General features: G+C 39.8%; 16 protein-coding genes. 14 read left to right on the top strand and 2 right to left on the bottom strand.

What is annotated here, in order from left to right; genetic code table 11:
* Positions 1–123 precede the first annotated feature (123 nt).
* From QNH20_RS15190 to QNH20_RS15180, 3 genes are read left to right on the top strand one after another with little or no spacing between them, the layout of a single operon-like run.
* On the top strand, positions 124–324 hold the full coding sequence (locus tag QNH20_RS15190; RefSeq protein WP_283918840.1) for a hypothetical protein: 201 nt from the start codon (positions 124–126) through the stop codon (positions 322–324).
* 41 nt (positions 325–365) lie between these two features.
* On the top strand, positions 366–1,922 hold the full coding sequence (locus QNH20_RS15185) for a class I adenylate-forming enzyme family protein (RefSeq protein WP_283918839.1): 1,557 nt from the start codon (positions 366–368) through the stop codon (positions 1,920–1,922).
* 37 nt (positions 1,923–1,959) lie between these two features.
* Positions 1,960–3,528 carry a class I adenylate-forming enzyme family protein gene (locus QNH20_RS15180; protein ID WP_283918838.1) on the top strand — a complete coding sequence of 523 codons (1,569 nt, stop codon included), beginning with the start codon at positions 1,960–1,962 and terminating at the stop codon, positions 3,526–3,528.
* A 107-nt stretch (positions 3,529–3,635) separates the two neighbouring features.
* On the opposite strand, the gene QNH20_RS15175 is transcribed toward QNH20_RS15180, so the two are convergent.
* Complete coding sequence (locus QNH20_RS15175) at positions 3,636–5,774, bottom strand: sigma-54-dependent Fis family transcriptional regulator (protein WP_283918837.1); 2,139 nt, start codon at positions 5,772–5,774, stop codon at positions 3,636–3,638.
* A 308-nt stretch (positions 5,775–6,082) separates the two neighbouring features.
* Between QNH20_RS15175 and QNH20_RS15170 the strand changes: the two genes are divergently transcribed.
* The 11 genes from QNH20_RS15170 to QNH20_RS15120 all read left to right on the top strand — a co-directional run bounded on the left by QNH20_RS15170 (position 6,083) and on the right by QNH20_RS15120 (position 16,281).
* Positions 6,083–6,868 (top strand): enoyl-CoA hydratase/isomerase family protein, encoded by a 786-nt coding sequence (locus QNH20_RS15170; RefSeq protein ID WP_283918836.1) that lies wholly within the window; start codon positions 6,083–6,085, stop codon positions 6,866–6,868.
* Positions 6,869–6,885: 17 nt separating this feature from the next.
* A complete protein-coding gene (locus tag QNH20_RS15165) occupies positions 6,886–7,104 on the top strand; it encodes an acetyl-CoA carboxylase biotin carboxyl carrier protein subunit (protein WP_283918835.1) in 219 nt (72 codons plus the stop codon).
* Between the two features lie 19 nt (positions 7,105–7,123).
* A complete protein-coding gene (locus QNH20_RS15160) occupies positions 7,124–8,488 on the top strand; it encodes an acyclic terpene utilization AtuA family protein (RefSeq protein WP_283918834.1) in 1,365 nt (454 codons plus the stop codon).
* Between the two features lie 3 nt (positions 8,489–8,491).
* The gene (locus QNH20_RS15155; protein ID WP_283918833.1) at positions 8,492–8,842 is read left to right on the top strand and encodes an AtuA-related protein; all 351 of its coding nucleotides are present in this window, start codon (positions 8,492–8,494) and stop codon (positions 8,840–8,842) included.
* 3 nt (positions 8,843–8,845) lie between these two features.
* Positions 8,846–9,994, top strand: coding sequence for an acyl-CoA dehydrogenase family protein (locus QNH20_RS15150; protein ID WP_283918832.1), 1,149 nt, complete (start codon positions 8,846–8,848; stop codon positions 9,992–9,994).
* Positions 9,995–10,013: 19 nt separating this feature from the next.
* Positions 10,014–11,165, top strand: a complete 1,152-nt coding sequence (locus QNH20_RS15145) for an acyl-CoA dehydrogenase family protein (RefSeq protein ID WP_283918831.1) — start codon at positions 10,014–10,016, stop codon at positions 11,163–11,165.
* 41 nt (positions 11,166–11,206) lie between these two features.
* Entirely contained in the window at positions 11,207–12,745 is a 1,539-nt protein-coding gene (locus QNH20_RS15140) for an acyl-CoA carboxylase subunit beta (protein WP_283918830.1), read from the top strand.
* Between the two features lie 34 nt (positions 12,746–12,779).
* Positions 12,780–14,297, top strand: coding sequence for an o-succinylbenzoate--CoA ligase (gene menE, locus QNH20_RS15135; RefSeq protein WP_283918829.1), 1,518 nt, complete (start codon positions 12,780–12,782; stop codon positions 14,295–14,297).
* Between the two features lie 20 nt (positions 14,298–14,317).
* Positions 14,318–14,755, top strand: coding sequence for a MaoC/PaaZ C-terminal domain-containing protein (locus QNH20_RS15130; RefSeq protein ID WP_283918828.1), 438 nt, complete (start codon positions 14,318–14,320; stop codon positions 14,753–14,755).
* Positions 14,756–14,952: 197 nt separating this feature from the next.
* The gene (locus QNH20_RS15125) at positions 14,953–15,729 is read left to right on the top strand and encodes an enoyl-CoA hydratase/isomerase family protein (protein WP_283918827.1); all 777 of its coding nucleotides are present in this window, start codon (positions 14,953–14,955) and stop codon (positions 15,727–15,729) included.
* A 258-nt stretch (positions 15,730–15,987) separates the two neighbouring features.
* The gene (locus QNH20_RS15120) at positions 15,988–16,281 is read left to right on the top strand and encodes a hypothetical protein (protein ID WP_283918826.1); all 294 of its coding nucleotides are present in this window, start codon (positions 15,988–15,990) and stop codon (positions 16,279–16,281) included.
* A gap of 150 nt (positions 16,282–16,431) precedes the next feature.
* Here QNH20_RS15120 and QNH20_RS15115 read toward each other — a convergent pair whose 3' ends face one another.
* Positions 16,432–17,649 (bottom strand): amidohydrolase family protein, encoded by a 1,218-nt coding sequence (locus tag QNH20_RS15115; protein ID WP_283918825.1) that lies wholly within the window; start codon positions 17,647–17,649, stop codon positions 16,432–16,434.
* Positions 17,650–17,652 lie beyond the last annotated feature (3 nt).

Raw genomic sequence — 17,652 nt, 5'->3', positions numbered from 1 at the left:
ACATTTGTGTAAATACATCCATCATTTCAAGCGGTCAAAGAGATGGTTATTTCCATGTTCAGTGCAATAGAAAATCAACCTGTAAAATAAATTTTCCTTCATTTGCAGGTGCTGTAAAACTGCATGTTTGTCTACTATGTAAGAAAGATTTTTTCTTATATTTTCTATGGTGAAGCCCTGCTTCATGGATGGCTTAAGGAAAGGTTGGTACAATTCTTGCAATTCCCTTTTGTAGGTATTGGCTTACGTTATTCGATTCCTCCATACGGTATTCAGCAGGATGTTAGGAGCGGTATTACGGTGAGCTATGGAAAAATGAGTTAATTTTCCAAATATAATTCAAAAAACTAGGGGTGAAGGCTAAAGTGAGTGAGATTACGATCTTGAATCGTGTCGCAATTGGTGATATTGTTCGCAGGACTGCCGCAAAAAGTCCTGAAAAAATGGCTATTATTTCGGGTGAAAAAAGGATTAGCTATAAAGACTTTAACAATGATTGTAACCGATTTGCCCACTACTTGTTAGACCTTGGATTAGAAAAAGGAGATACAGTGGCAACGATTTGCGGTAATTCCTGGCAGTTTCTTGTTGCTATTTTCGGAATTGCCAAGGCTGGTTTAGTATGGGTTCCGCTTAATCCTGGAGTTTCTTTCAATGAAAAGTCATTTATTCTATCGGAAGTTCAAGCAAAAGTACTTATAGGTGACGAGGTATTTTTACAGGGGAAAAAAGAAGAATTTTCAAGCATTTGTCCTGAATTACTCGTGATTGGCAGTGGGGCTCTTGAAACAGAAAAATTTGAAAATACATTGAAAACCAATAATACAGCTGAACCGGAAGTAAATATTGGCGATCGGGATATTGCCCAGATTATGTTTACGAGTGGTACTACTGGAACACCGAAAGGAGTCCTAATTAACCATCAAGCGGTGTTCATTGCCAGTCTGGCGAATATTATCGAGGCTGGATTGGAGAAAAAGGATATTGCTACACTATTGATGCCCGTATTCCATTGTGCTCAACATGCACTTGTTGCTGCCTTTTTCCATCTGGGTGTTACCGTTGTAATCATTCAAGGATTCGAGCCAGAATCATTAATGAAAACGGTTGAAAAAGAAAAGATTACATGGATGTTTGCTTTGCCAATGATGTATAGAGCGTTTCTCTATCATCCTTCTTTTAAAAAATATAATTTATCAAGCTTGCGCTATTGTTTATATGCGATGGCACCAATGGATCGGAATACGCTTGAAAAAGGGATCAATGAACTTGGCTGTGACTTTGCACTTGGGTCTGGGCAAACGGAAATGTATCCTGCTACCTGTGTTTTCAAACCAGAGGACCAGCTAAATAAATCCGGACCTTATTGGGGTGTACCATCCATAATTACGGATATAGCGATTATGGATGAAAACGGGATATTGCTCGGAAAAAAGGAAGTCGGTGAAATCGTTCATCGCGGCCCAAATGTTATGGCTGGCTACCTCAATAATCCAGAAGAAACGAATCGCACAAGACAATTTGGCTGGCATCATACTGGGGATTTAGGTTACTTTGATGAGGATGGGCTGCTCGTCTTTGTCGATCGAAAGAAAGACATGATTAAGTCGGGCGGAGAAAATGTTGCTTCCATTCAAGTTGAACAGGTGCTAATTTCCTATCCAAAAGTATTAAATGCAGTTGCTGTGGGTCTTCCGCATGAGCGCTGGATTGAAGCCGTAACGGCATTTGTCGTCTTGAAACCAGGGGAGGAAGCTACGAAGGAGGATATCATTAACCACTGCAAAGAACATCTGGGGTCATTCCAAGTTCCAAAAGAAGTGTTAATTGTATCGGAGCTCCCACAGACAACTACGGGAAAAATTCAAAAGCACGTTCTAAGAGAAAAGTATCAAAGCCTATATTCTAATCACCCGGTTTAATCTCCGTTTTTTACTATAAAATGGGAAGGTGACGGTTTTGCAAGATTGGATTGTTCATAAAGTATTAGCGGATGCAGCTGCAAAGTTTCCTGATAAGCCTTTTTTATTCTGCAATGGACAAAGCATCAGATATCGAGAGCTTGATGAAATTACGGATGTTTTAGCTTCAGCACTGCTTCAGGAAGGATTTACAAAAGGAGATACGATTGCGATTTTGGCATTAAATCAGATTGAGTGGATCTATACCTATTTTGCAGCCGCAAAAATTGGCGTGGGTGTAGTGGCCTTAAATGTCCGCTATCGTGAAACAGAATTAGAATATATGCTTAACAATTCAAAAGCAAAAGGTATTGTCTCAATCTCTGGCTACAAAGGATTTAATTTTGCAAGTTTCTTTGAAAACTATCAAGAAAAGGTACCAACAGTTAAAAAGTATATTTTCATAGAATCTGGTTTTGAAGGAAGTCTATCTTTCGAGGAATTATTAAATCGTCCTGCTGAAAGAAGAAAGCTAGAGGATTGTAAAAAATCAGTAATGGAAAATGATACAGTCATTGTCATCTACACATCCGGTACAACAGGAAGGCCAAAGGGGACGATGATTACAAACCGAAGTATTTTAGAGTCTGCAAAAGCACAAGCAGAGCACTTATCCATCGGGAAAAATGATTGCGCTGTTGGGAATTTGCCGCTTAACCATGTTGGGGGAATTACCTGTACCGTACATGCCCTGTTGTTAAGTTTTGGAAGTGTTGTATTGATTCCCGAATTTATTCCAGAAACTGTGCTGAACGAGATTCATCAAATGAAACCCACGATATTTGCAGGGGTGCCTACCATGTTTCTCATGGTACTTAATCATAGGGATATTGATAAATATGACCTAAGCTCGATAAAAATTTGCATAGCTGGTGGATCTAATGTCGATCCAAATCAATGTGAAATGATTCAATTCCGCTTCCCAAATGCCAAAATTATCAATTTATATGGCCTAAGTGAAACCTCCGGTGCTTGTATTTTGACAAAATTGACAGATTCTCTTGAAAAGGTGCAGGATAGTATAGGAGTGCCAATTGGAGATTTCAAAATTAAGATTGTCGATAGTCAACTAAATGAAGTACCGAATGGTGAGGTTGGAGAAATAGCGGTAAAAGGGAATTGCCGAGCAGCAGGATACTATGGGCTTGACGAAGAATCAAAATTAGCATTTTCAGATAATGGCTGGTTATATACTGGTGATATTGGCTATCTTGATCATGAAGGGTATGTATATTTAAAAGGCCGGAAGAAGGAGATGTATATACAAGGAGGATATAATGTATATCCCACTGAGGTGGAAAACATTCTTATGTCCCATTCAAAAGTTTCGTTTGCAGCAGGAATTGGAGTCCCAGATCCGTTTCTTGGTGAAGTCGGCCTATATTATATTATCCCAAAAGAAGGTGCAACAATTTCGGAAGAGGAAATAGATATATTCTGTAGACAGAATTTGGCCGATTATAAAGTCCCAAGGAAAATTGTTTTCGTAAAGCAACTGCCACAGACACCAGCAGGGAAAATACAAAAGTCAATTTTAAAACAGGAATATATGAAACAATTACAATAAGTAGACAAAAAACAACCATATGGGCAGTTTCCCATATGGTTGTTTCAGTTATCATTGGACTTTGAGGATTGTCCAGATCCAGCACCAGTCAAGTCACTTTCGAAATTCTATGTTGAGGTTATTTTAAACTCAAATTCTTCTTTAATTTGATATTTTTTCATTTTCTGGTAAAGCGTTGTCCTGCTAATTCCCAATATTTCTGCGGCTTTTGTGCGGTTTCCGTGGTATTTCTTTAAGGCCTGGAGGATAATTTCTCTCTCAGTCTGGCTAATGGATTGCTTCCTATTAATGGTAAAATCGGAATCTGTCATTTTTGATAATGGAGGGGAAGCTGGTCCATCAAGTAAATTCAACTCTTTAGGCAGATGCTCCAACTGTATCAAATTGGATTGACAAAAGTGGAATGCTCGTTCCAAAACATTTTCCAATTGCCTTATATTGCCGGGCCAATGGTATTGCTGAAAGCTCTTTATCACTTCTTGGGAAACACTAATGATGTTTTTGCTTGTTTTACGATTAATCTTATTGATAAAATGACTGCACAATAAGGGAATATCATCCGGTCTGTCTTTTAAAGGCGGGATATGTAAATGGATAACATGGATACGGTAATAGAGATCCTCTCTGAATTTTCCTAGTTTAACAAGCTCAGATAAGTCTTTGTTTGTTGCTGAAATAATTCGGACGTTTACCTTAGTTGTTTTGGTTGCACCAATTCTTTCAAATTCTTGTTCTTGTAGGACTCTCAATAGCTTTACTTGTAAGGATAGAGGCATATCCCCAATTTCATCTAGAAAAAGCGTTCCATTATCGGCTAATTCAAATTTTCCAGGTTTGCCCCCTTTTTTCGCCCCGGTAAAAGCGCCATCCGCATAACCAAAGAATTCCGATTCCAATAATTCTTCAGGGATAGCCCCGCAATTAACCTTAATAAAGGTTCCTTTTCGGCCAGATATCGTATGAATGCCTTCTGCAAACAATTCTTTACCAGTGCCACTTTCACCAGTTATCAAGACATTGGATAAAGATTTTGCGGCGATGACAGCATCTTGTTTAAATTTCTTCATTTGAGGATTTTGAGAGATGACATGGGCAAATGGGTTCGTATCTTTAGAGATACGGAATAATTCACCACGGTAATAAGAAATTTCGCTTTCTAATTTTTCCATGTGTAACAGGATATCTCTCCAAGCATCCAGCTGCCGGAAAATGATTTTAAAGATGGCTCCCAGTCTTTGTCCATCTTGATAAATGGGCATTTGTGCAACAATGCATTTTTGATCATTGATTTGAATGAGTTCACCATCAATTTTTTTATCAAACATCAGACTGAGGTGCGATGGAATCTGTGGTGCAATTTTTGAAATAGACGCTCCAAGGATTTCCTTATGATAATCGTTAGCGAAGAGTTCCTTGAACCCTTGATTGACCATGGTAATATGGCCGTGTTGATCGGTTACAGCCACCCCGTCATAAGCCAGTTCAAGGGCACTGTCCAAAATTTTCTTTAACCGGTTGGTGGTTTCTAATTCATTCGCAATGATTTCATAGGAAGTGACATCCCGTAATACAACCATTGCCCCGGTAACCTTGTTCATTTCTCTGATAGGGATAAAAGATGCAATGACGGATAGGTCTTCAAAACTGATTCTTTTTGCATTCTGAATTTCCCCGGTTTTCAACGTTTCAATTAACCATCTTCTAAAATGGGGAAGAAACCGATCAATAGGTGAATTCATTAATGACTTGCCATTTAGTCGAAGCAGGTCGAGGGCAACTTGATTAAACGTCGTAATTTTCAAATTTGAATTAACTGAAATAACAGCATCCTGAAGGTTTTCAACTAATGACTTCATTCGGTTTAGGGTATCAGCTAATACAGTCATGTTAGAGTTTACCAAATCTAATTTCGACATGATGCCATATACTTTCTGATGTTCGTCAAGAACTACAGCTTGGCTGACATTTCCTTCAATCATTATCTCTCTTGCTTCTAATAATGACTGATCCTTTTGAATGGTGACAACATTTTTTTTGATAAGTGGTCGAATAGGAGAATCGAGTGGGTAATTATTCAGCAATGCTCGGTAAATGGCATTTTTATGAATGATGCCGAGTAAATTTCTATCAGTGGTTACACAGCCGATGTCCACCCGATGTGTAAGAAATGCTGATATGGCTTCACGAATCGTACTATCAAGGGTTAAATTGACAAAATTAACGGTTGTAAAGCTGCTAACATTCAAAAATCCATCACACCTTTAATAGTCTGAAAATTATTATTTTTCTTATAACAATTATTATAACGGCTCCATGAAATTTATACAAACGCTACATTGTAAACTTCTCTTAACAACTGTTCACTTTTGTATGCAAGCGTACACAACTCATAATCTTTCTTCATGGTTTGTAAAAGAAGTTTTGGATGAAATTCACGATTCGAGCATGATTTGAGGGCAATAAAGGGAAGGAATGATTTTATTGAAAATTGGCACAGTTATTGCAAGATACATGGATAGTGATGCAACAATATCAAAAAGAAAGAGGTGAGTGCATGATCTATGAAACAATCCTTTATGAAGAGTTTGCAAGCGTTGCTAAAGTGACGTTGAATTTACCTGAAATGAGAAATCCTCTAACTGAAAAATCGACCAAAGAACTAATTCATGCCATTAGGGAAGCAGACAAGGACCCAAATATTAGAGCCATCATCATTACGGGTGCCGGAAAAGCCTTCTCTGCTGGAGGAAATATAAATGAGTTCAAAAAAATTTTAGAGAAAACAGCCCCAGAGCTTTATGTTGAAGGGCGGGAGAGTACTGAATTGTTTAAGCTGGGGACTGAGGTCACAACCCCATTAATTGCAAGTGTAAATGGTCCGGCATTAGGAGGAGGAACGGGGCTTGTCGCGATGTGCCATCTTGCCGTGGCCTCCACCTCGGCAAAGTTAGGGTTGACGGAACTTAAGCTCGGGCTGGTTCCATTTGTCATCATGCCTTGGGTACGGCGTGCCGTAGGTGAGCGAAAAATGATGGAGATGATGCTCACTGCTGAAATCTTATCAGCAGAACAGGCAAAAGAAATTAACTTGGTTCATCGGGTTGTCAATCCGGATGAGCTTGAGACCGAAACAATGAAACTTGCAAAGAAAATCGCCAGTTTCAGTCCACTGGCAGTCAAGTTAAGTTTTGATGCATTTTTCAATACAGAACAGATGGATATGCAGAAGTCTTTTGATTATTTAACGACATTAAGACTGGTGTCCTTTATGAGTGAAGATGTAAAAGAAGGGGCAACTGCTTTTCTTGAAAAGCGGGAGCCAATATGGGGCGGAAAATAAAAGAGGGAGTGATTGAAATGGTAGAAATTTTATCTAATATGGCAGGAAGCGTGTGGAAAATTGAGGTGAAAGAAAATGATGAGGTGAAGGAAGGCGATGTATTAATCATTCTGGAGTCAATGAAAATGGAAATCCCGATTGAAGCGACACACAGCGGGGTGGTAGCTTCGATTAACACCAAAGAAGGTGAGTTTGTCCAAGAAGGTGATTGTCTTGTAAAGATTAGTAACGATTAAAGGCGGGAGGACATATTAGATGAAAAAAGTAAGGATCGGTGCTGCCCAAGGGTTTTATGGAGACACCATAGAAGCTGCTGTTGCAACAGCGGAAAAAGGAGACGTTCAATACCTTTGTTTCGATGCTTTAGCTGAACTGACAATGGCTATTTTGGTAAAGGATAAACGGAAAAATGAAAACGCTGGTTTTACAAAGGATATCCCACTGCAGATGAAAGCTTTACTTCCTTATGTTAGGGAAAAAGGGATTAAGCTTTTAACAAATGGCGGTGGAATTAATCCAATAGGAGCCCAACAGGAAATCCTGCGGGTCGCAAGGGAAATGGGAGTTAGCGGTTTAAAAGTCGCTGTCGTAACAGGGGACAATGTATTGGACAGAATCCCAGAATTTCTAGAGAAAGGGTATCCGTTGAATCATTTAGAAACTGCGAAATCGATTGAGGATGTAAAAAGAAGGCTCGAATTTGCTAATGCTTATATCGGGGCAGAGCCAATTGTTAAGGCATTGGAAGGTGGTGCTGATATCGTTGTAACAGGAAGGACAACTGATACTGCCCAGTTCCTTGCTCCGCTGATTTATGAATTTGGCTGGAGTCCGGACGAGTGGGATAAGCTGGCAAGCGGAGTCTTTATGGGGCATCTATTAGAGTGTTCAGCACAATCAACAGGTGGAAATTTTAGCGGAAACTGGTGGGAAATTGAAGGATTTGACCGAATGGGATATCCGATTGCGGAGGTTTCCGAAAATGGTAATTTTATCATCAGTAAAGTAGAAGATCGAGGCGGATTAGTAACAGTTGATACGGTTAAGGAACAGATGCTCTATGAGATACATGACCCTTCGGCCTATATTACGCCAGATGTCATTGTCGATTTAACCAATGTCAAATTAGAAAATGCTGGATCCAATAAAGTCAGTGTAACAGGGGTAAAAGGAAAACCAAGGACGGATACTTTGAAAGTAGTCATGGGCTATGAAAATGGCTATGCAAGCCAGGTCATCGTCGGATTTTCATGGCCTGATGCAATGTTGAAAGCGAAGAAAGTCGATGAAATCATTCGTATCCAATTGGAGCGATATCACTTGAATTATCAGGAGGTTAGAACAGATTTTATGGGCTATAACTCCTTGAGTGGTCCTCTTGCACATGACAGTCAAAGTGAATTAAATGAAGTATTCTTACGAATGGTTGTTCGTGCCGAGACAAAGCAGGAAGCAGCCCGTTTTAGCCGACTCTTTCCTCCAATCGCATTAAATGGTCCTCCATCCATGAGTGGATTTGCAGGTAATGCTTCTCCAAGAGCTTTGTTAGGCATGTGGTCAACGCTGCTTCCACGGGAAGAGGTTGAAAATCAAGTGAAAGTCGAAGTCGTGGAGGTGTAATGGATGGCAATTGTAAAGCTGAAGGATATTGCCCAAACACGATCTGGCGATAAAGGGAACACAGTGAATGTCGGAGTATTTGCTCCAAATCAAGCAATCTATCAAGCTTTTTTAACAGAGTTGACAGCTGAAAGGGTAAAAGAATATTTTACTGGACTTGTAGAAGGGGAGGTTACTCGTTACGAATTGCCAAATATCCTTGCTTTGAATTTTGTTTGCACTGAGGCATTAGATGGTGGAGGCTCCACCACTCTCCGGCTTGATAACCTTGGAAAATGCTTTGGCGCCAATATGCTTCGTTTAGAAATTGAAATAGATGATCAATTATTGAAAGTAAAAAAAAGAGGTGAGTAGGGTATGCCGTATGAACCATATTTTACAGAGGAACATGACCAGCTAAGGGATATGATCCGAAGGTTTGTTGAAAAGGAGATTTCCCCTTTTATCGATGAATGGGAAGAGGAAGGTATATTTCCACGGTCCGTATTTACAAGAATGGGTGAACTGGGATTGTTAGGACTGCATTATCCAGAGTTAGTTGGCGGTCAAGGAGGCGATTATTTTTCCGGTCTTGTCCTTGCCGAAGAAATGAATAAATGCGGCTGCGGAGGATTGCCAATGGCAATCGCTGTCCAAACAGATATGGCAACCCCTCCCATCTATAAGTTTGGGACGAAAGACCAGCATGAGCGCTTCTTGAAACCTGCCTTAAAAGGGGAGAAGGTTGCAGCTATTGGTATTTCAGAACCAAACAATGGCTCGAATGTAATGGGAATCCAAACGAGAGCAAGGCGTGTTGGAGACGAATGGATCATCAACGGGACAAAAACGTTTATAACGAACGGAACGAGGGCAGATTTTGTGACCTTGGTTACCAGAACTTCTGACGACCCTGGACCAAACGGAATCAGCCTATTCCTTGTGGAAACAAATCGCCCCGGATTCTCTGTCGGTAAAAAGCTGGATAAAGTCGGAATGCGTTCCTCTGATACCGCAGAACTAATATTTGATAATGTGCGTATTCCACATGAAAATTTATTAGGAGAAGAAGGCAGAGGTTTTTATCAAATTATGTGGCAGCTTCAAGGGGAGAGAATGATTGGAGCAGCTGGTGCAATTGGTTGTGCCGAACATGTTTATGAAATGGCTTTGAACTATGCTAAGACCAGGAGTGCCTTTAAGCAGCCAATTGGAAATTTTCAAGTGATTGCCCACTTGCTGGCAGAAATGAAGACCCAAATCGAGGTTTGCCGAGAATTGACCTATGCAACTGCCTACAGATTTTCAAAAGGTGAAGTTCCATCAAAGGAAATTTCTATGACTAAATTGGCAGCCGCTCAAATGGGTCATTGGGTAGCGGACCGAGCACTGCAAATATTTGGAGGCAATGGGTATATGGATGAATACCCAGTTGAAAGAGCCTGGAGAGATAGCAGATTGGCTCGAATTGGCGGCGGTACCGATGAAATTATGAAAGAGATTATCGCAAAACAAATCGGTTTGTAAAAAAGGGAGAGGGGTACTCATGTCACATTGGATGTTTACTGAAGAACATGAAATGTTTCGTAAAAGTGTCAGAGCTTTTATGGAAAAAGAAGTGGTTCCAAATATCGAGAAGTGGGAAAGAGAGGGGGAAACACCAAGAAGTTTGTATAAAAGAATGGGCGAACTAGGATACCTAGGCATCAAGTTTCCCGAAGAGTATGGCGGAAGCGGGCTGGATTTAATAATGGAAGCCGTGTTCACAGAAGAGTTGGCAAAATGTGGTGCAGGTGGAGTTGCAGCAGCAATTGGATCCCATACGTCGATTGCAATGACGAATATTTGGAAATATGGAAGCCATGAGCAAAAACAAAAATACTTAGTTCCAGGAATTAAAGGTGAATTAATTGCAGCACTGGCCATAACAGAATCTAGTGGTGGATCGGATGTATCTGCAATTAAAACAACAGCCAAAAGAGCTGGCGATTATTACATCTTAACAGGATCCAAAACGTTCATCACAAATGGAGTCAATGCTGATTATGTGATTGTTGCAGCAAGGACGAGGGAGGATCCTGTCCATCGAAATGTGAGTTTATTTATTGTTGAAACGAATTCAGAAGGATATTCCGTTGGGAAAAAGTTGAAAAAATTAGGGTGGCGTTCATCTGATACTAGCGAAATTTTCTTTGATAATGTGAAAGTTCCAAGTGAAAACATAATTGGAAATGAAAATGAGGGTTTTCTTTATGTAATGGAAAATTTTCAATATGAAAGATTGACGATGGCTTTGGGCTGTATCGGTGCAGCAGAGAAAGCCTTGGAGCTGGCCATTAAATACAGTAAGGAAAGGATTCAGTTCAAACAGCCGTTATCTGAGTTCCAAGTGATTCGCCATAAACTAGTGGACATGGCAGTCGATATTGAAAAAGCGAGGAACATCACTTATCGTGCAATTTACTTATACAACAAAGGTGAAAACTGTGTGACGGAGGCAACAATGGCAAAAGTGTATGCAACGGAAATGGTTAATCGAGTGGCCGACCAGGCATTGCAAATACATGGAGGGAATGGCTACATGATGGAATACCCGATCCAGCGGATATGGCGTGATGCCCGTATCCAAACAATTGGAGGCGGAACAACACAAATCATGTATGAAATTTTGACAAAACGTTTGGGAATCCTCTCATAACCAGCCTATGAAAATCGTAATTTAATAAATGTAAAGGGAAGGTGTATGTATTGGAACGGGAACAAAAATTGCTCGCAGTAAGAGAACGAATTTATCAGGGTGGACCTGATCATGAAAAAATCAAGAAATTGGGGAAATTATTTGTTCGTGATCGATTGAAACTTTATTTTGATGATGAACAGCCCTATTACGAAACTGGATTATTTGCAAATGCTAATAAAGAAAAACTGCCAGCAGACGGAGTAGTAACTGGAACGGGAAAAATAGATAATCGCTTAACTTTTTTTATGGCGAGTGATTATACGGTCAAGGCAGGATCAATTGGTAAATACCATGGCGAAAAAATATTAAGAATTCAAGAGGCAGCAATCCGCGGGCGCCGTCCGATTGTATACTTAATTGATTCTTCTGGCGGTCGTATTGATGAAGCCGTCGGCTACCATGTAGAGAAATACTCAGCAGGTAAAATTTGGTACAATCACAGTATGCTTTCAGGTCGTGTTCCGCAAATCGCTGTCCTTTATGGACCATGTTTTGCAGGAACGGCCTATATGCCTGTATTTTCTGATTTTGTGATTATGGTGGACAAAATTTCAGGAATGGCGATTGCATCACCGAGAATGGTCCAAATGGCAACAGGGCAAAAAGTTGATATTGAAGAGCTCGGTGGTGCGACCATGCATACATCGAAGAGCGGATCGGCTGATTTTATTGCTAAATCAGAGGAGGAAGCTGCCGAAATTGTAAAAAAACTGCTTGCCTATCTACCTGATCATTTTGAGGCAAAAGCGCCTAGTTTTCCTGTAGTAGAACCAAGCCGAAATCCGCAAGAAATAGACCACATTATTCCGATGGAGCCTAACCGAGCCTATGATGTTCGTAAATTAATTGAAGCAATTGTCGATGGTAATAGTTTCTTAGAGGTGAAAGCAGATTATGCCAAAGAACTAGTTACAGGTTTTGCAAGATTGAATGGAAAGACAGTCGGAATCGTCGCTAACCAACCGATGCAAAAAGGTGGAGCAATTTTCCCTGAATCGGCGGATAAAGGGGCAAAATTTGTTTGGACATGTGATGCCTACAATATTCCACTTCTTTATTTATGTGACACTCCTGGCTTTATGGTCGGAACGAAGGTGGAGCAGGAGGGAATCTTAAGAAAAGGGCGGAATTTCATTTATGCTAGTTCCACGGCAAATGTTCCGAAAATGTGTGTTATTGTTCGAAAAGCATATGGAGCAGGTATTTATGCGATGGCGGGCCCAGCGTATGAACCAGATACAACGATTGCACTGCCGTCTGCTGAAATCGCAATAATGGGACCAGAAGCTGCAGTCAATGCAGTTTATTATAATAAAATCAAGGCGGTAACTGATCCACAAGAAAGAGCCGCACTTGTACAAGAACTAAGAGAAGAATACAGGGCAGGATATGACATTGTTAAGTTGTCAGGGGAGCTTGTTGTTGATGATCTTGTTATTCCAAGTGAATTACGAAAAGAACTAATCAGGAGATACGAGACTTTTGAAAATAAAGACTTTCCACTTCCAGCAAAGAAACACTCCACCATTTTAAGCTAGTAAAAAATAGATTTCAATCAGGAGCTGAAGAGAAATGGTTAAGGGAATTGGAAACTGGATTGTAAAGCATAGTAAGTCACGCCCAGACAGTATGGCAATTGTTTACAATGAAAAAAGATATACTTATTCAGAATTAAATGAAAGGGTAAATTGTTTTGCCAATGCACTCCTTTCTTTGGGGGTAAGAAAAGGTGACCGGGTCAACGCGCTTTTATTCAATACAAATGAGATGCTTGAGTCATTGTTTGCTTGTGCAAAAATTGGCGCTATTTTTGTTCCTATCAACTTCCGATTGAGTGTCGATGAAGTCAACTATATTGTAAATGATTCTAGGGGCTACCATTTTATATATGATGGCAGGATGAAACCATTGGTCGATCAATTGCGGACCCAAAATTCAAGTTTGCTAGAATACATCCACGTTGGCAGCGATCCTCATGAAGAGGATTCTGTCTACGAAGATTTAATTGCTGACGCTGCAAATGAAGAACCTGAATTTGATATCCGACTAGATGATATTCATATGATGATGTATACATCTGGTACAACTGGCAGACCGAAAGGCGCCTTGTTATCTCATGGGAATACGCAGTGGAATGCTATTAACTTCATCAATTCGATTGCATTTGATTACAGTGATAGTACCTTATCTGTTGCACCAATGTTCCATATCGGTGGAATGAGTGTCATAACAACACCATTACTTTATGTAGGTGGCACCATCTTTTTGGAAGACCAGTTTGTTCCAAATCGCGTGATGCAAAAAATCCATGATGAGAGAATCACCAGTATCTTCCTTGTTCCAGCTATGTGGCAAGCGTTAACAACCGTCGAAAATTTTGGAGCATACGATATTTCATCACTCAGATTGGCCGTTTCTGGAGGCGCACCATGTCCGATAACGGTGATTGAATTCTTTCAAAAACGTGATATTCCGTTTTATGAAGGCTTTGGCCTGACAGAAACAGCTCCATTTGTCTGTATCCTTGACAAAGAAAATACGGTTCGCAAAAATGGCTCAGTCGGAAAAGCGCCAATCCATACCAATGTCCGTATTGTTGACCCAAATGACCGAGATGTGCCACATGGAGAAGTTGGTGAACTAATTGTTAATGGTCCAAACGTGATGGTAGGATACTGGAATAAACCGGAAGAAACGAAGGAGGCCATTAAAAATGACTGGTTTTATACAGGTGACTTGGCGAAATTCGATGAAGAAGGCTTTATTTATATTGTCGACCGCAAGAAGGATATGATCATTACAGGCGGGGAGAACGTCTATCCTATTGAAATTGAGCAGTTTTTATTTCGTCATCCGAAAATAAAGGAGGCTGCTGTTGTTGGTTATCCAGATGAAAAATGGGGAGAATCGATTAAAGCAATCATTGCTTTAAAAGATAGTAGTCAGCCAATGTCCGCCTTAGATGTGGAAACCTTTTTAAATGGAAAAATTGCCAAGTTTAAAATCCCTAAGAAGATTGAAATTGTCGATGCTTTGCCGCGCAATGCAACCGGAAAAATTTTAAAAACGGTCTTAAGACAGAAAGCTTAAGTGGGAGAGAGGGGATTAACATGTACGATAAATATTTTGAGAATTATGAAATAGGCGAACGATGGAAGTCCAGAGGACGGACGATTACTGAGACAGATATCGTCATGTTTTCATCTCTTACTGGTGACTTTTACCCACTGCACACGGACATAGAATACGCAAAGAATTCTTTTTTTAAGCAAAGGATTGCCCATGGGATGTTGGTTCTTTCTTTTGCAGTAGGTCTAACGAAAATGGACCCGGATATCGTTGTAGCGAATTATGGAATTGATAAGCTTCGGTTTATTCATCCAGTATTCATTAACGATACCATCCATGTCGAGCTAGAAGTCATCGACCTTATGGATAAAGACAACGGAACAGGAGTTGTGACAGTAAAACAGGCTATCCTCAAGCAAACAGGTGAACCGTGCATCATTGGAATCTCAAAAGCATTAATAAACAAAGAAAAACAGTAAGCCTGTATTGAGGATGTGGGTGAAGTACTCGAAAGGTTGTTTGTGTCTTTTTATCCATAACGGTTAATTGGGAGGAAAGTAGATGAGAGAACGGACAACGGCCAATGGTTGAAACATACTCATTTATAAAAAATGCTTTCCTATTGCTAAAATAAAAGATAGGCAAATAGAATTTAAGAAATCAGGAGGAAGCTTGGATGGAACCACCTGTTTTATATAAGAAAGTTGGAAATAAAGCGTATATTACTTTTAATCGTCCACATGCAATGAATGCGATGACACCAGAAGGTTTTGAAATGGTTGGCAGTTATTTTCTTGAGGCACAGCATGACAGTGATATCCGTGTTATCATCCTGACAGGTACAGGAGAAAAAGCATTCTGTTCGGGTGCGGATTTGAAAGAAACTATTCCATTAATAATTGAAGGAAAACTTGATCCAGAAAAAACAGAATCTGCGGTACTAAAAAATGTTCCTGTTTGGAAACCAATTATTGCAGCGGTTAATGGTTTTTGCCTCGCAGGTGGGATGGAAATATTGGAGGCAACCGATATTCGGATTGCTACCGAGGATGCACGATTCGGACTACCTGAACCTAAATGGTCAATTATGGCAGCAGCTGGATCGCTTGTTAGGCTAGTAAGGCAAATTCCGTATTGCCGAGCAATGGAGATATTACTTACAGGAGAACAACTAACAGCCCAAGAGGCAAAAGAAATTGGTCTGATTAATAAAATTGTAACAAAGGGCACATTGATGGAGGAAGTAGAAAGAGTTGCAGACATTATTTGCAATAATGGTCCAATAGCTGTCCAAAGTACAAAAAAAGCCGTTCTTCGTTTACTGAATTTGCCTATGGACCTTGCATTTCGTGAAGAGTGGAGATATTCAGAAGGTGCATTTAAGAGCGAGGATTCGCGTGAAGGCATCCGTGCTTTTATTGAAAAGCGTTCACCAAACTTTATTGGGAAATAGTAATGGATCAAAAAACTTGTTAATATTTGGATTTCTTGGACCAAGAACCACTCAGTGGAGGGACGAAATAGTCGATGGAATTCAAAAACTAGATAAAATTTTCACAGCTTAATAAAACAAATAATTAAGGGACCGTCCCAGGACGGTCCTTTTGCTATTACCTTAAGAATACTTGAGAAATTTTTTTATTGGAATGATAGTTTATTATCACCTGTCCACTATTTCCAGAATAGTATATAGAAAAGGTGGTGATGAACAATGAGCGTTACACTCTCAGGCTGGATGCTTTATACAATGTGGGCAGTATTTGGACTTATTAGCATTAATCTTCTTATCTCTTTATTACAAACATTTATGAAGGGGTCTTTCGATTTATCTTTTGTATTAGATTATTTGAAAGATATTTTATACTTCGTCTTGCCATTAAACATTATCGCAGCAATGACTCCAATGGATCCAACTAACTGGACACTTGTTATTTTTTATTACATTGGCGGTATCGCAGTTATTCTCAAGTATTTAATGGACATTAAAAATAGTTTCAATAAATAATAAGGTTTGTGGGTCTTCCTTCATGGAAGGCCTTTTTCATTGTTATTAAAAGCCGAGTGGTCAAAGGTGCTTTATCGAGCCGGCTATTATTAACTTTTGAAGCATATTTGCTAGACGTAAATATTTTTAGAATATTCAAAATAAGGCGCTCTATCCACGATCAATCACTTTTATTCCCCGATAAAATACTTTTTTAATTTGATTAATCTCTGTTATTTCTAACCCGGGTATTCCCTCAGCAACTAAAAAATTTGCCTCCAACCCAGGTTCCAGCCGTCCAAACACATGATTTTTTCCAAGAATAGTAGCTGGGTTAGCAGTTAACAATGCCAAAATCTCATTTTCTTCAATACCTTGATGCTGTAAAAGATGCATAGAGGAGTGGGCAATGAGCATTAAGACTTCTGGACCTTTTAAGGTTTGGTCTTGGAAGGGCAGCCAAGATACACTCTTATATGGAGGAAGGTAAGAATCTGTTGATATAGATACAGGAATTTTCTTATCTACAAACCTTAAAATTTCTTCAGGAGAATTTGGCGGAAGATGGGTACCTCCCATTGGTGTAGCTACAATCTTGACTCCTTGTTGGGCTGCAATGTCTAATTGATCAGCTGATATTCCATGTGCATGGTGCAGAACATCAATCCCTGCCTTCAATGCTAAATCGATTCCTTCTTCACCAGCGACATGGCAGCCAATTTGTTTTCCGAATTGGTGATAGATATCGACAATCTGTTTTAACTTATCTAATGAATAAATTATTTCTCCTGCTCTTGGAACTTCCTTTTCAGTGAAATTGGCGGGTGTTGCATTAATGAAGATGTTTTCACCGGGGTAATCACTTGCTTCAGCGATTTTTGTTACGAGAGACGCATCGATTAAATCCTTTTGTTCAACCGCATTTGACTGTGTCACCGAGGTAAAATGAGCTAATTTTTCAAAACCGATGGAGATGCTTGTCGCAGCGAACGAAACATCAATTGGTAATTGTTTCACTGCATTTCGATAATCCTCTATTGAAAAATCACAAAGTGGATGGCCGCAGATCTGTTCACCCAGTGCCGTAATCCCACATGATAAGGCATGGAAAAGGATGGATCTACCTGCCCAAAAATGCGTCTCGGGTGTCACCGGGTAGAGTGAACTTGGGGCAAACTCCAGTAAATGGGTATGACAATCAATTAAAGCAGGGGTAATGACAGATTCAGAGCAATCAATTACATTTATTGTCGGGAATTTTTCCTTTAAACTCTCCCAGTGTCCAACTGCAATAATTTTTCCATTATCAATTATCATGGCTCCTTGATCAATAGTACCAAGTTTACTCACTGTCACCATTTTCTTTCCGCGTATCATGTATGTCATCATTTA

This window comes from Neobacillus sp. WH10 (assembly GCF_030123405.1).
In the GTDB taxonomy this organism is placed as follows: Bacteria; Bacillota; Bacilli; order Bacillales; family Cytobacillaceae; genus Neobacillus.
Note: the sequence above shows the minus strand (reverse complement) of the source record. Positions and strands in the feature narration are given on the sequence as shown.

Bases quoted from the DNA above. Each gene is read 5' to 3' on its own strand.
- QNH20_RS15190 (WP_283918840.1), top strand. From the start codon at position 124: ATGTTTGTCTACTATGTAAGAAAGATTTTTTCTTATATTTTCTATGGT.
- QNH20_RS15170 (WP_283918836.1), top strand. From the start codon at position 6,083: ATGATCTATGAAACAATCCTTTATGAAGAGTTTGCAAGCGTTGCTAAA.
- QNH20_RS15165 (WP_283918835.1), top strand. From the start codon at position 6,886: ATGGTAGAAATTTTATCTAATATGGCAGGAAGCGTGTGGAAAATTGAG.
- QNH20_RS15160 (WP_283918834.1), top strand. From the start codon at position 7,124: ATGAAAAAAGTAAGGATCGGTGCTGCCCAAGGGTTTTATGGAGACACC.
- QNH20_RS15155 (WP_283918833.1), top strand. From the start codon at position 8,492: ATGGCAATTGTAAAGCTGAAGGATATTGCCCAAACACGATCTGGCGAT.
- QNH20_RS15150 (WP_283918832.1), top strand. From the start codon at position 8,846: ATGCCGTATGAACCATATTTTACAGAGGAACATGACCAGCTAAGGGAT.
- QNH20_RS15145 (WP_283918831.1), top strand. From the start codon at position 10,014: ATGTCACATTGGATGTTTACTGAAGAACATGAAATGTTTCGTAAAAGT.
- menE (WP_283918829.1), top strand. From the start codon at position 12,780: ATGGTTAAGGGAATTGGAAACTGGATTGTAAAGCATAGTAAGTCACGC.
- QNH20_RS15130 (WP_283918828.1), top strand. From the start codon at position 14,318: ATGTACGATAAATATTTTGAGAATTATGAAATAGGCGAACGATGGAAG.
- QNH20_RS15125 (WP_283918827.1), top strand. From the start codon at position 14,953: ATGGAACCACCTGTTTTATATAAGAAAGTTGGAAATAAAGCGTATATT.
- QNH20_RS15120 (WP_283918826.1), top strand. From the start codon at position 15,988: ATGAGCGTTACACTCTCAGGCTGGATGCTTTATACAATGTGGGCAGTA.
- QNH20_RS15115 (WP_283918825.1), bottom strand. From the start codon at position 17,649: ATGATGACATACATGATACGCGGAAAGAAAATGGTGACAGTGAGTAAA.